Raw genomic sequence first — 12,935 nt, 5'->3', positions numbered from 1 at the left:
GTCCTTCCCTTGCCTGCCCTTATTGGATGACCGCGAGGAGCTCGCCGCCGACGCGCCGCTCGCGGCACTTGCGGTCGCTCATCACGCCGTGGCTAGTGGAGACGACGGCGATGCCCATGCCCTGCAGCGGGCGAGGCAACTCGTCGACGCCGCTGTACACCCGGCGGCCGGGCTTGCTGACTCGCTCGAGCGAGGCGATCATGGGCTCGCCCGCGGACCCGTACCGCAGCTTGACGCGGATGAGGCCCTGTCGGCCGTCCTCGACGACCTCGTAGCCCTCCACGTAGCCCTCGTCCTGCAGCACCTGGGCCACGCCGCGGCAGACCTTGCTGTTGAGGCAGTCCACCCGCTTGGCGCGGTTCCGCAGGGCGTTGCGCACCCGCGTGAGCATGTCCGAGATGGGGTCGTTGACCGACATCGTGGCTCCTTACCTAACCGCTCGAACCGAAACCGCTCGCACTACCAGCTGGACTTCCGCATGCCCGGGATCTTGCCCTCGTGGGCGAGCTTCCGCAGCATGATGCGGCTGATGCGGAACTTGCGGTACACGCCGCGGGGGCGGCCGGTCAGCTCGCACCGCCTCACCTTTCGCGTCGAGAACTTCGGCTCGCGCCTGCTCTTTGCGATCTGCGCCTTGGTCGCCATCTCGATCAGCCCGCCTTCTTCTTGGGTTGCACCGGCTTGCGGAAGGGCATGCCGAGCGATTCGAGCACCACCCTGCTCTTCTCGCGGTCCGAGTTGCGGAACACGAAGTTGATGTTCATGCCGTGGGTGAAGTTCACCTCGGCCATGTTGATCTCGGGGAACACGCCCTGCTCGTTGAGGCCCACCGAGTAGTTGCCCGCGCGGTCGAAGGCCTTCTCGTTGAGCCCCCGGAAGTCCTTGATGCGGGGCGTGGCCAGGTTGACGAAGCGGTCCAGGAAGTCCCACATCCGCTCGCGGCGGAGCGTGACCATGGCCGACGTCTCCATGCCCTCGCGGACCTTGAAGTTCGACACGCTCTTCTTGGCCTTGACGACCACGGGCTTCTGACCGGTGATCTGCGTCAGCGTGTCGACCACCGTCTGCCGCACGTTGGGGGGCAGCTTGGCGCCATCGAGGAAGCGGCCCATGTTGACGTTGATGACGATGCGGTCGAGCACCGGCATCGCCATCGGGTTGGTGACGCCGCACTCCTTGGTGACCGCCGCACGGGCCTCGGTCAGGTAGCGCTGCCGCAGACGCGGCGGCTCCTTCCGGGGGGAGGCGGCCTCCTGCACCGCGGGATCGTCCTGCTTGTCTTTCTTCTTGGCCATGGCTGCTCTCGTGCGTCGTGCTGGACTTCGGAGGTGGTCCCGATTCCTCTGGTTCCCGGTTGGTTCCCGGTGCCTACAGCGTGTCCTTCGTGGCGGTCTCGCCGTCCTTGCGGCGGGCGACCACCGCGAGCGTCTCGCCCGTGCGGACCGCGACCCGCTTCTTGCGGCCCTCGCCGTCGGTCTCGAAGCGGACCCGCGTCGGCTTGCCGCCCGCCATGGGGCTGACGTTGGACAAGTGGAACGGGGCCTCCTTGGTCACCTGCCCGCCCTGCGGATTGAGCCGCGTGGGCTTGACGTTGCGGGTGCGGAGGTTCAGGCCCTTGACGTAGACGCGGTCGCGGGCGACATCGACCCGCATGACCTCGCCGGTCTTGCCCTTGTGGTCGCCGGCGGTGACCACGACCTGGTCCCCCTTGCGGACGTGCCTAGGCATCACACCACCTCCGGAGCGAGCGAAACGATCTTCATGTAGTTCTTCTCGCGCAGCTCGCGGGCGACGGGCCCGAAGATGCGGGTGCCCCGCGGGTTGCCCTCGGGGTTGATCAGCACCACCGCGTTGCTGTCGAACTTGACGTACGAGCCGTCGGCCCGGCGGGTGTTCTTCTTCGTGCGGACGACGACGGCCTTGGACATGTCGCCCGGCTTGACGTCCGCGCCCGGCAGCGCCTTCTTGACCGACACCAGCACGCGATCGCCCACGCCCGCCGCGGGGCGGGTGTTGTGGCCGCTGGCGCTCGTCCGGCCGTAGACGCGGATGACGTAGGCGATCTTCGCGCCCGAGTTATCCGCCACCTCGCATCGTGATTCCTGCTGAAGCATTGCTGCGCTCCGGATCCTTTCGTGCGGCCCGGGGTGGTGCCCCGGATCCGCGGGGCGGTCAGTCCGCCGGCTGCTGCCGCACGACGCGGGACAGGCGCCACGACTTGGTCTTGCTCATGGGCCGGCACGGCACGACCTCCACGCGGTCGCCCACGCGGGCGGCGTTGTCCTCGTCGTGGGCGTGCAGCACCGTGCGGCGGCGGACGTACTTGCCGTACTTGGGGTGCCTCGCCACGTAGCTGACGACGACCTTGATGGTCTTGTCGCGGGCGGCCGAGGTGACCTCCCCGACGCGGGCGCCCTTGGCCTTGTCCCCGGCCGTCGCGGTGTTGGTGGTGTGCTCGCTCATGCGTGGATGTTCTCGTGTGCCACGGTGTGCTCCGATGCGTCCCGTACCCGGTTGCGTGCTCGCTCCAGAACCGTCCCGAATTCCGCTAGCCGGCATTGGCCGCCTGCAGCCTCGAGCTGCGCTCGGTCAGCAGGCGGGCGATGTCCTTGCGGACCTTGCCGAACTCGCTGTTGTCCTCCACCTTCTCGGTGGTCGCCTGGACGCGGAGGGTGAACAGCCGCTTGCGCAGGCGGACCAATTCGGCCTGGATCTCGCTGTTCTCCAGCTTGCGGACGTCTTCGCCGGTCATCGCACAATCTCCGAATCCTGGGCCACCCGCATCGGGGCGCCCCCGCCACCGGTCCACCCGTTCAACCCACCGTCGTCCGCCGCTTCACGAAGCGGCACTTGACCGGCATCTTCATGGCCATGCGGCGCATGGCCTCGCGTGCCTGCTCCTCGGGCACGCCGGCCAGCTCGTAGAGCATGGTGCCGGGGCGGACCCGCGCGGCCCAGTAGTCCACGTCGGCCTTGCCCTTGCCCATCCGCTGCTCGAGGGGCTTCTTGCTCACCGGCTTGTCGGGGAACACGCGGATGTACAGCTTGCCCTCGCGCTTGAGCACCCGCTGGGCGGCGATGCGGCCGGCCTCGATCACGTTGCTCTTCAGCCAGCAGCCCTCCATCGCCTGCAGGCCGAAGTCGCCGAAGGCCACGTAGTTGCCCCGCGTCGCCTTGCGGTCGCGGACGCGGCGGAACTCCTTGCGGAACTTGACGCGCTTTGGGATCTTGTATGGCGGCATAGCGGTCCCGTGCCCTTCCTACCTGCGGCCCCGGCTGCGGACGCGGGCGCCCGCGGCACGCGAGGTCTCTTCTTCGTTCTGCTGCTGGTACTCGCCCTTGTAGATCCACACCTTGACGCCGATGCGGCCCGCGGCGGTGCGGGCCTCCTCGAAGCCGTAGTCCACGTTGGCCTGCAGCGTCGACAGCGGCAGCGAGCCCAGACGCACGTCGAGGCGGCGGCTCATCTCGGCCCCGCCCAGGCGTCCCGAGATCTGGATCTTCACGCCCTTGGCGCCGTTCTGCATCACGCCCTCGGCCCGCATCTTCACGACGCGGCGGAAGCTGGAGCGGCGGCTGAGCTGCTCGGCGATGTTGGCCGCCACCAGCTGGGCGCTCAGGTCGGGGTTCTTGATCTCCAGGATCTTGATCTGGACCTTGCGGCCCGTCATCAGCTGGAGCTCCTCGGTCATCCGCTCGACCTCGGCGCCCTTCGGCCCGATCACCACGCCCGGACGGGCCGTGCGCACCAGCACGACCAGCTCCTCGCGGGTCCGCTCGATCTCCACGGCGGCCACCGCGGCGTGCGGCCGGCCCGGGTTGCGGTTCAGCCGCTTGTCGAGGTACTCACGGATCTTCTGGTCCTCGACCAGAAGCTCGCCGTAGATCGCCTTGGGGGCGTACCAGCGGCTGCGGTGGGCCTCGGTCACGCCCAGGCGGAATCCGAATGGGTGGATCTTCTGGCCCATTAGGCACGCTCCTCGACGCCCACGGTGATGTGGCTGGTCTGCTTGATGATGGGGTGCGCCCGGCCGCGGTCCTTCGGACGGAACCGCTTGATCTGGGCGCCCTCGTCGACCCGGCTCTCGGAGACGAACAGCTCGGTCACGTCGGCGTCGGCCTGCTCGGCGTCGGCGATGGCGGCGTTGAGCGCCTTGGACAGATTCTCCGACGCCCGCTTCTGGCTGAAGTGCAGCAGGTTGAGCGCCTCGTCCACGGTCTTGCCGCGGATCAGGTCGGCCACGAGCCGCGCCTTCTGGGTGCTGCCGCGGTGCCCGCGGACCTTGCTGACGAAGCGGGCGATGTCGCGGGGCTCGGCGTTGACCGCGCGAGCCAGCGCCCGGATGTGGGCGGCCTTGCACGTGGGCTTGGGCCGGCCCGCCAGCCAGTTGCGGACGGCCGAGTCGGCCTTGTCGCCCGCCAGTCCGAGCGGACGGACGGCCTCGGCGAGGGTCTCGACGGTCGCGCCGGCCTCATCGGCCAGGGCTTTCAGTCTGTCGTGCCGAAGTCTCACGGGTCACTCCTGATCGCGGATCGGGGCTCGTCGCACGGTGTGCTGCGTCGCCGCGGGCTACCTCTTGCCCGACTTGATGCCTTCCTTCTTGTTCGTGTGCCCGCGGAAGGTGCGGGTGATCGAGAACTCGCCGAGCTTGTGGCCCACCATGTCCTCGGTGACGAACACCTCGTTGAAGACGCGGCCGTTGTGCACCTGGAAGGTGTGGCCCACGAACTCGGGAACGATGGTGCAGCGACGGGCCCAGGTCTTGATGGGCTCGCGCTCGCCCGCCTCTTCCTGCTTCATGATCTTCTTGAAGAGCTTCTCGTCGACGTACGGGCCCTTCCAGCTGCTGCGACTCATGACGTGCGCTCCCTGGCGTGCATCTGCGTTCCCATCGACGGCCTACTTCGACAGCTGCCCGTACCGCTTGCTCTTGCGGCGGCGGATGATCAGCTGCGTGCTGTGCTGCTTCTTGTTGCGGGTGCCGCCGCCCTTGGCGTCCACGCCCGTCGGGCTCACCGGCGTGCGGTTGCCCTTGCTGCGGCCCTCGCCGCCGCCCAGCGGGTGGGCGTGGTGGCTCTTGGCGACGCCGCGGGTGATGGGCCGGCGGCCCAGGTGCCGCGTCAGGCCGGCCTTGCCCAGCCGCCGCTGCTGGTGGTCCGAATTGCCCACCACGCCGATCACGGCGCGGCACTCGATGGGCACGCGGCGGATCTCGCCCGAGGGCAGCACCAGCGTGGCGTAGCGGCCCTCACGGTTGGTCAGCCGCGCCGACGAACCCGCCGAGCGGCACATCTGGCCGCCCTTGCCGGGCCGCAGCTCGACGCAGTGGACCTCGAGGCCCGTGGGGATGAACTTCAGCGGCATGCAGTTGCCGACGTTGGGCTCGATTGCCTCGTCGCTCGACGAGAGCACCGGCATGCCCGTCTTGAGCCCCTTGGGTGCGATGACGTAGCGCCGCACGCCGTCGGTGTACTCCACCAGGGCGATGTGGCTCGAGCGGTTGGGGTCGTACTCGATGCCGATGACCGTGCCCGCGATGCCGTCGCGATCGCCGCGGCGGAAATCGATCTTGCGATACATCCGCTTGGCGCCACCACCGCGGCCGCGGACGGTGATCTTGCCCGAGTGGTTGCGGCCGCCGGTCTTGGTCAGCGGGGCCAGCAGCGACTTCTCGGGCTTCTTCTTGTCGACCTCGACGTGCAGGTTCACCGACGCGTTGCGGCGCCCGGGCGTGGTCGGCTTGTAGACTCGGATGGCCATGTGCGCGCTCTCCCCTGGGCCCTAGAACAGGTCGATGGTCTGGCCCTCGTTCAGCCGAACGATGGCCTTCTTGGTCGCCGCTTCCTGCACGTAGCCGTACCGCAGGCGACGCACCTTGCCCTTGCGGACCTGGGTGTTGATGCCGGTGACCTTCACGCCGTAGAGTGACTCGACGGCGTGCTTGACGTCGGTCTTGGTGGCCCGCCGATCGACGAGGAACGTATAGCGATTGTCGTCGGCCATCGTCTGGGTGCTGGCCTCGGTGATGATGGGCTTCTTGATGACCTGGCTGGGATGCATCAGGCGGCCCCCCCATCGCGTCCATCAACCGAAGACCCCGCGTCGCCATCCTGCTGGCGGCCGCGGGGCTCGATCTTGGCATCTTTTCCGGTCTGGGTGTGCGGGCCGGCGAGGTAGGCCTCGAGCTCGGCACGCTCGACGATCACGTAGCGGTGGTTGAGCAGGTTCCACGCCGTCAGCTGGTCGCTGCGGCACAGCGTGACGTCGTCGATGTTGCGGGCGCTGAGCCTGCAGTCGATCGAGCCCTCGGGCAGCGCCAGCAGCACCGTGCGATCGATGCCGAGAGCCTGGAGCATCGCGACCATGCCCTTGGTGGACGGGGCGTCCTGCTGGATCTTGTCGATGATCTTCAGCTCGCCGTCGACCAGCTTGGCCAGCAACGCGTTGAGGTTGGCCTTGCGGCGCATCTTCTTGGGCATCGCCTGGCGGAAGCCCTCGCGGCCGCGGCTCTTCTCGTGGGCGTGGCCGCCGCTGCGGAACTGCGGCGCCTTGCGGTTGCCGTGGCGGGCCCGGCCCGTGCCCTTCTGCTTGTAGATCTTGCGGGTCGAGCCCTTGATCTCGCCGCGGCCCCGCGTCCGGGCCGAACCCTGGCGGAGGTTGGCGTGGTAGAGCACGTACGCCTGCTTGATGAGCTGCGGGTTGACCTTCCCGCCCAGCACGGCCTCATCGATCGGCATGGAGCCGACCTCGTCGCCCTGCATGTTGTAGACCGGCACATCCATCGTGCTCGCTCCCGACGCCTCTCGAGGCCACCGTCGTGGTGACCATCCTCGCCGCACCGGTCCGCCCCTGTCGGGCCGCCCCTCGGTTGCCCGGGGGTCGGCCCCGCCGACACCTCGAAGAGGCCGGCGGGGGTGAACTCGGATCAGACTCGGCCGTCCGTCCTCGGGGCCCGCGGTTGCGACCGCGAGCCCCGCGTTGCTTGTCCTCGCCCGGCGGTATCGCTCGTGCGACCGACCGGGCCGGGCCGCCGGCTTACGCCGCCGACGGTCCGACGAATCCTCGAATCACGCTCATCCGGCCGCCTCGGCCTGGGCCTTGGCCAGCGTCGGCCGCAGCCGCACCGATGGCCGGATGTGCACCAGCGAGCCGTTGGCCCCGGGCACCGCGCCCTTGACCAGCAGCAGGTTCCGCTCGGGCTCGGCCCGCACGACCTCCAGGTTGCGCACGGTCACCCGTTCGCTGCCCATCTGGCCGTTCATCTTCTTGCCCTTCTTGATGCGGCCGCTCTTGCCCGCGTTGTTCGCGTGGCCGCCGATGGAGCCCGGGGCGCGGTGCTTCCGCTCGACGCCGTGGCTCGCCCGCAGGCCCTTGAAGTTGTGCCGCTTCATCGTGCCGGCGAAGCCCTTGCCCTTGCTCGTGGCGGTCACGTCGATGTACTTGACCGACTGCATCCGGTCGACGCCGAGCTCCTGGCCCAGCTCGAACTCGCCGGCGGCGTCCTCGGCCACGCGATGCTCGGCGTGGAAGCGCTTGGGTCCGGTGCCGGCCTTGGCGTCGTGACCCATCATCTGGAAGGTGGCGCGACGGGGCTTGGCGTCGCCGAAGGCGATCTGCACCGCCGAGTAGCCGTCGGTCTCGGGCGTGCGGATCTGGGTGACCACGCAGGGCCCGACCTCGATGGCCGTCACCGGGATCGAGACGCCCGCCTCGGTGTAGACGCGGGTCATGCCGACCTTGGTGCCCATCAGGCCGACGTCGCTGCTGGCTTTACCGGGGAGTGGCATGATCCGCGACTTCCTTACGCTTGGCCCTTGCGGCGCCCTAGGCCTTGATCTTCACGAACACGCCGGCGGGCACGACGAGCCGGTTGAGCGCCTCGACCGTGCGGGCGTTGGGCTCGTGGATGTCGATGATCCGCTTGTGCGTGCGGATCTCGAACTGCTCGCGGCTCTTCTTGTCGATGAACGGGCCGCGGAGCACCGTGTACCGCTCGATGCGGGTCGGCAGCGGCACCGGGCCCGCGACACGAGCGTTGGTCCGCTTGGCGTGATCCACGATCTCGCGCGCCGACGCGTCGAGCGCGATGTGGTCGTACGCCTCCATCCGAATACGAATGCGACCGCCTTGCATGAGCCGGCCAACCTCCTGCCAGACCTGTGCCGGAGACCCGGGGGATACGACCCCGGGGCGTCCATCACGCTGCCCATCACGCCAGGGGCCGAAGCCCCGCCACCGGCGCGGAGGGAAGGATAGTTGCCAACCTCCCCCGGTCAACCGCGTACAACTCCAGAATATCGCAATCGGGCGGGCAGCCGGTCCGTCGCGCTACGGTCCGCAGCCGCCCGCACGCCCGCCGCCGCAGAAAGGACGCTCGACGATGCGCGCACGGATCCCGCGATGGAGCCCGCTGATCGCCTGGCTGCCGCTGGCCGTCCTCAGCGCCGCGACGGATGCGGGGGCGGCCGCCCAGGACGCGGCCGACGGCCCCAGCAGCGTCGTCATGGGCAACACGCCGCTGGTGCTTCCAGAGGTGGGCCTCCAGGCCGACATCCCCGCCGACGCCACCTCCTTCCGGGCCGACCGAGGCAACATCCCCACCATCGAGGTCTCGCCCTTCGACGGCCGCTGGATCCTGATCGTGCAGGCGCCGCCCCGGCGGGTGGACATGCCCGCGCGAGCGGGCCCGTCGCCCGACGGTCGCACCTTCGTGGACGACCTGACCGAGAGCATCCTCGAGACGCTGCTGGCCGGCTACCGAGTGGACGGCGACGACGGCCGCGAAACCAACGCCGCCCGCGTGCTGCTCCGCGAGACGGGGCTGCTCGTCGGCGGGCGGCCGGCGTCGCGGTTCTACGTGTCCTTCCCCGAGGGGGCCGACGCCCGCGAGCGCATCCGCATGTACACCCTCATCGACGCCGGCGCGGGCCAGATGGTCAGCTTCGACCTGACCTGCGAACCCGAGGACCAGCGGGAGGCGCGGCTGGCCTACCTCGCCTCGCTGGGCACCGCGCGGTTCACTGCGAACGCGACCGTCGCCGCCGAGCGCGCCCTGGCCATCGAGGCGGGCATGACGCTGCTGGGCAACCTCGGGCAGGTCGACTACGCCCGGGCGCTCGAGGCCGTCAATGGCCGCTGGGATCGGCTGTACACCCCGGCGTCCACGGGCCTGGACACAGACGCCACGGAGCGGGGCTACCGCCGCATCCGTGCCTGGGAGGGCTTCCGCGGCGAGATCAACCCAGAAACCGACCGCGAGAGCTGGAACGCCGACGAGCAGCGGCCCGGGTTCCTGGTGCAGCTCGACGGCCGGCTGATCGATCCGCCCGGCGCCGGCGGCGTGCGGACCATCGTCGACACGCGGTCTACCTGCTTCCTGTCGTACGACCGCACCGAGGAGGCGTGGATCACCTCGACGGCCATCACCGCCGGCGAGCGCCGCGTGGTGACCACCGAGTACGGGTCGCGGCAGGGCGACGACATGAACATCGCCCGCCGCGGCGCGATCTCCAACACGCTCAAGCCCGCGGTGCCACCCCGCGGCTACCTGTCGCAGGTCGAGCTGTACCTGCTGCCCCAGCTGCTGGTCGGCGTGGGCGCGCCCGCGGAGTACGGCTTCTACGCCTACGCGGGAGGTGACGACGGCATCCGCTTCCGGCGGTTTGCGCTCGACGCCGCCGATGGCGCCGCCGCCTGGCAGCTCGTCGCCGACTTCGGCTCGGCCGGCGAGGACGCGGCCGCCTCCATCACGCTCTTCGAGCGCGACGGCACGCCCCTCGGCACCGACCGACCCGACGGCACCCGCTGGCAGGCGACCACCCGCGACAAGCTGCTCGACCTCTGGCGGCGCAAGGGCCTGCCCACGGGCTCGGCCCAGACCGGTCGAGGAGGCGGCCCGTGACCGTGCAGCGGCTGGTCGATCCGGCCTCCGCCGGCGCCACCGAGGAGCACGCCGGCTGGGCGCTCCGCCCGACGCGCATCGGCGAGTACGTCGGCCAGCGCGAGACGCTCGAACGCCTGGCGATCGCCATCGAGGCCGCCCGCAGCCGCGGCGAATCGCTCGACCACGTGCTGCTGCACGGCCCGCCCGGGCTGGGCAAGACCACGCTCGCGCACGTCATCGCCGCCGAGATGGGCACCCGCGTGCACGTCACCAGCGGGCCGGCGCTCAGCCGCGGCACCGACCTCGTCGGTGCCCTTACCAAGCTGGAGGCCGGCGACATCCTGTTCATCGACGAGGTCCATCGCATGCCGGCGGCCGTCGAGGAATTCGTGTATCCAGCCATGGAAGACTTCCGCGTCGACGTCACGCTCGACGCCGGCCTCAACGCCCGCACCGTGCAGATCCGCTGCAAGCCCTTCACGCTCATCGGCGCGACCACCCGGGCCGGCCTGCTGAGCGCACCGCTGCGGTCCCGATTCGGCCTGGTGCACCACCTGCGCTTCTACGAGGAGGCCGAGCTCGCCGCCATCGTCGAGCGGTCGGCGGGGCTGCTCGACCTGGCGATCGACGCCGCCGCCATCGCCGCCATTGCGCGCCGGAGCCGGGGCACGCCCCGCATCGCCAACCGGCTGCTCCGCCGCGTGCGGGACTTCGCGGCCGTCCGCGGCGACGGCGCGGCCACGGCCACCATCGTCGACGAGGCGCTCGCCCTGGAGAGCGTGGACGACCTCGGCCTCGACGACCTCGACCGTGCCTACCTCACCACCATCGGCACGACCTACAAGGGCGGCCCCGTCGGCCTCGACGCCCTGGCCGCCACCATGAACGAGGACCCCGGCACCCTCGAGGACATGATCGAGCCCTTCCTGCTCAAGCTCGGCTTCGTCGCACGGCACCGCCGCGGACGGGAGTTGACCGAGGCCGGGGCGCGGCACGTGGGGGTGGAGGTGCGGTCCGAGGGAGAAAGCGACGTGCTCTTCTCGCCCTAGTCCATCGGCGGTCGGTACGAGAGCATCAGGTTACGGCGCCCCACCAATGACGAGGTGTATTGCGGCAGGTCCACCTGGCTGCCTCTCAGCTCCGTGGTTTCGGGGTGTTCCGAGCCCGACGATCCCGGGTTGAGCGAGATGTGGTAGTGCTTGTCGGAGTCAACATCGCCTCGGATGATCGCGATGCGGCCGGACACGGACACCAACGTCCAGCTCGAAGTCACGTCGGTGGCCGCCCTCTTCGAAGCAGGGGGAACCGCTGCAGTTGTGCGCGCCGGGGAGCTCATCGACGCGATATGGAATGCCCGTTCCCCCGACGAGTTGGACCTGGCCGTAGTGGACGAGGTCGATCTCGCGGTCAGTGGTCGCCGTGATGACCGGGTAGCCGCCGCCCGCCGTGTACGCGGGATCGCAGTCCTGGAAGTGCAGCCCGTGCGGCGCGAGGGTCACGGCTCCACCACCGAGACCCGTCTGCGTGTACGCCCCCTTCGGCGAGAGCGCGACCGAGTCGACGGTGACGCCGCCGTTCCACGCCGGCGTCTGGGCGGACAGCCACCCGATGATCACCTGTCCCTCGAGGCCATCGGCCTCGTCGAGGGTGATATCGCCATCCATCGTGCGGCCGATGGCGAGGCTCGTATCGCCGTTGACTTCGTCGCGGATCGTGATGTCGCCCAGCAGATCGCCCCAGATCGCCATGGCGAGGCCAAAGGGTGATCCGCTCGGCTGGTCGAAGCGGTCGCAGACCAGCGTGCCGTCGAAGACGCCGTCGGGCACGTTTGCCGATGGATTAGTCCCTCGAACGTTGAAGACCGTGATGTCGCCGGCGACATCGATGTTGGCGTAGATGCTTTCTGCCTGAATCGCAGCATCGCCAGCAGTGACATCAATATCAACCAAGGCACCCGATGCGCCGATATCGCCGTCCACTACGTTGAGAATGCCGATGCTGCGAGCAGAGACATTTCCGGTCAGACTGCCACCATTCCGGATCTCGATGGAGTTGATCGTTCCGCTCGAAGTGATGTTGTCTTCGATGACCTCTATGTCTGCGGTGATTTCGTTGCAGATAATCTGGCTAAACCGATGAGCCTCGAGTCGGCCACCCCCGCCGGCCACGCCCACTCGACCGGTGTCAGTCTCCGAAGCAATGTTAATATTGACTACGATCCTGGCAGGATCAGCGCCCATGGTTCCAGCGCCAAGAAACTCGATCTCCTCGATGCTCTGAATGAAGCCGGTGCCACCGTCTCCGTCAAACACGATCGTCCCGGTCGTCGCCCCCGCCGCAGGGCCGCGGGCAGTAATCTGGACGTTCCGGATGTCATCATCATCATCGGCGGTCACGGTCACGACGAACGACGTGCTGGTCGCTTCAAAGTCGATGTCGATGTCCCACTTGCCACCCGGGACGGGAGTGACGACCTCGATGAGCGTGCCCGCGCCCTGCGTCCGCACGACCTGCGGCTCCCCGAGGACCGGTACCACGAGCACGCACAAGATGCAGATGGCAATGCGAATCATGATGACCTCCTTCGCCTTCTTTGACTTAATCCAAGCATGCCGACTCCAATGATGATGCCGGCTCCGGGTGCCGGGACCACCGATGCAACTCGAAACCCATCCACGGCTCCCAGATCGGGAAGCCCTCAGGATCGAACCGAGTCACCGTGAGGCCCGGGCCGATCCAGCCGCCCGCCGTCGCCGCCCCGGGCGTGCGGATGTACGCGTTCACGAACTCGGCGAACTGGATCTTGGTGACCTCCGTCCGCGTGATGCGGAACTCGTAGTCCACGGCACCGAGCGGTGCCCCGGACCAGTCGGGCGCCTCCGCGGGCGTCGCCGCACGGTTGCCGGGAGCCCCAATGACCACGAAGTCGTGTCCGTAGGTCGGCAGCGTCTGTCCGCTGGCGGCCATCCCGAAGAGGAGCACGACGATACCGGCGATGCATCTGGGCATCGATCCCTCCCGCTGAACGCACGCGATCTGGTTGAGAAATAA

Annotated in this window: 20 protein-coding genes; 2 read left to right on the top strand and 18 right to left on the bottom strand. The window is 68.9% G+C overall.

Translation table 11 applies throughout. The features are described 5' to 3' along the window. Positions 1-19 precede the first annotated feature (19 nt). The 16 genes from rpsH to rpsJ all read right to left on the bottom strand — a co-directional run bounded on the left by rpsH (position 20) and on the right by rpsJ (position 8,134). Entirely contained in the window at positions 20-418 is a 399-nt protein-coding gene (rpsH, locus tag AAFX79_01060) for a 30S ribosomal protein S8 (GenBank protein MEO1007137.1), read from the bottom strand. A 41-nt stretch (positions 419-459) separates the two neighbouring features. Continuing rightward, on the bottom strand, positions 460-645 hold the full coding sequence (locus AAFX79_01055) for a type Z 30S ribosomal protein S14 (protein MEO1007136.1): 186 nt from the start codon (positions 643-645) through the stop codon (positions 460-462). 5 nt (positions 646-650) lie between these two features. Further along, positions 651-1,295: a 50S ribosomal protein L5 gene (gene rplE / locus AAFX79_01050; GenBank protein MEO1007135.1), complete on the bottom strand. Its 645-nt coding sequence runs from the start codon at positions 1,293-1,295 to the stop codon at positions 651-653. Between the two features lie 73 nt (positions 1,296-1,368). Continuing rightward, complete coding sequence (gene rplX / locus AAFX79_01045; GenBank protein ID MEO1007134.1) at positions 1,369-1,728, bottom strand: 50S ribosomal protein L24; 360 nt, start codon at positions 1,726-1,728, stop codon at positions 1,369-1,371. Beyond that, on the bottom strand, positions 1,728-2,114 hold the full coding sequence (rplN, locus tag AAFX79_01040) for a 50S ribosomal protein L14 (protein MEO1007133.1): 387 nt from the start codon (positions 2,112-2,114) through the stop codon (positions 1,728-1,730). Before rplN ends, rplX begins: the two co-directional genes overlap by 1 nt. Before the next feature lie 58 nt (positions 2,115-2,172). Further along, positions 2,173-2,463 carry a 30S ribosomal protein S17 gene (rpsQ, locus tag AAFX79_01035; GenBank protein ID MEO1007132.1) on the bottom strand — a complete coding sequence of 97 codons (291 nt, stop codon included), beginning with the start codon at positions 2,461-2,463 and terminating at the stop codon, positions 2,173-2,175. 85 nt (positions 2,464-2,548) lie between these two features. Continuing rightward, the gene (gene rpmC / locus AAFX79_01030) at positions 2,549-2,752 is read right to left on the bottom strand and encodes a 50S ribosomal protein L29 (GenBank protein ID MEO1007131.1); all 204 of its coding nucleotides are present in this window, start codon (positions 2,750-2,752) and stop codon (positions 2,549-2,551) included. Between the two features lie 61 nt (positions 2,753-2,813). Then, positions 2,814-3,242 (bottom strand): 50S ribosomal protein L16, encoded by a 429-nt coding sequence (gene rplP, locus AAFX79_01025; GenBank protein ID MEO1007130.1) that lies wholly within the window; start codon positions 3,240-3,242, stop codon positions 2,814-2,816. Between the two features lie 18 nt (positions 3,243-3,260). Continuing rightward, entirely contained in the window at positions 3,261-3,968 is a 708-nt protein-coding gene (rpsC, locus tag AAFX79_01020) for a 30S ribosomal protein S3 (protein ID MEO1007129.1), read from the bottom strand. Continuing rightward, positions 3,968-4,303: a 50S ribosomal protein L22 gene (rplV, locus tag AAFX79_01015; protein MEO1007128.1), complete on the bottom strand. Its 336-nt coding sequence runs from the start codon at positions 4,301-4,303 to the stop codon at positions 3,968-3,970. Before rplV ends, rpsC begins: the two co-directional genes overlap by 1 nt. A 267-nt stretch (positions 4,304-4,570) precedes the next feature. Then, positions 4,571-4,858: a 30S ribosomal protein S19 gene (gene rpsS / locus AAFX79_01010; GenBank protein MEO1007127.1), complete on the bottom strand. Its 288-nt coding sequence runs from the start codon at positions 4,856-4,858 to the stop codon at positions 4,571-4,573. Positions 4,859-4,900: 42 nt separating this feature from the next. Next, positions 4,901-5,761, bottom strand: a complete 861-nt coding sequence (gene rplB / locus AAFX79_01005; GenBank protein MEO1007126.1) for a 50S ribosomal protein L2 — start codon at positions 5,759-5,761, stop codon at positions 4,901-4,903. A gap of 21 nt (positions 5,762-5,782) precedes the next feature. Next, the gene (gene rplW / locus AAFX79_01000; GenBank protein ID MEO1007125.1) at positions 5,783-6,061 is read right to left on the bottom strand and encodes a 50S ribosomal protein L23; all 279 of its coding nucleotides are present in this window, start codon (positions 6,059-6,061) and stop codon (positions 5,783-5,785) included. Next, complete coding sequence (rplD, locus tag AAFX79_00995) at positions 6,061-6,783, bottom strand: 50S ribosomal protein L4 (protein ID MEO1007124.1); 723 nt, start codon at positions 6,781-6,783, stop codon at positions 6,061-6,063. The genes rplW and rplD overlap by 1 nt, the downstream gene beginning before the upstream one ends. A 291-nt stretch (positions 6,784-7,074) precedes the next feature. Further along, positions 7,075-7,788: a 50S ribosomal protein L3 gene (rplC, locus tag AAFX79_00990; GenBank protein ID MEO1007123.1), complete on the bottom strand. Its 714-nt coding sequence runs from the start codon at positions 7,786-7,788 to the stop codon at positions 7,075-7,077. Positions 7,789-7,825: 37 nt separating this feature from the next. Further along, positions 7,826-8,134 (bottom strand): 30S ribosomal protein S10, encoded by a 309-nt coding sequence (gene rpsJ / locus AAFX79_00985; protein MEO1007122.1) that lies wholly within the window; start codon positions 8,132-8,134, stop codon positions 7,826-7,828. Positions 8,135-8,381: 247 nt separating this feature from the next. On the opposite strand from rpsJ, the gene AAFX79_00980 reads away from it, so the two are divergent. Continuing rightward, entirely contained in the window at positions 8,382-9,902 is a 1,521-nt protein-coding gene (locus tag AAFX79_00980; protein ID MEO1007121.1) for a hypothetical protein, read from the top strand. Next, a complete protein-coding gene (gene ruvB / locus AAFX79_00975; GenBank protein ID MEO1007120.1) occupies positions 9,899-10,933 on the top strand; it encodes a Holliday junction branch migration DNA helicase RuvB in 1,035 nt (344 codons plus the stop codon). The genes AAFX79_00980 and ruvB overlap by 4 nt, the downstream gene beginning before the upstream one ends. Positions 10,934-11,092: 159 nt before the next feature. Here ruvB and AAFX79_00970 read toward each other — a convergent pair whose 3' ends face one another. Next, positions 11,093-12,457, bottom strand: a complete 1,365-nt coding sequence (locus tag AAFX79_00970) for a hypothetical protein (protein MEO1007119.1) — start codon at positions 12,455-12,457, stop codon at positions 11,093-11,095. Positions 12,458-12,482: 25 nt separating this feature from the next. Then, positions 12,483-12,893, bottom strand: a complete 411-nt coding sequence (locus AAFX79_00965) for a hypothetical protein (GenBank protein MEO1007118.1) — start codon at positions 12,891-12,893, stop codon at positions 12,483-12,485. Positions 12,894-12,935 lie beyond the last annotated feature (42 nt).

It is taken from the genome of Planctomycetota bacterium (assembly GCA_039819165.1).
Lineage (GTDB): Bacteria > Planctomycetota > Phycisphaerae > Phycisphaerales > UBA1924 > JAHCJI01.
The sequence above is the reverse complement of the archived record's forward strand: the minus strand, read 5'-3'. Positions and strand labels throughout refer to the sequence as shown.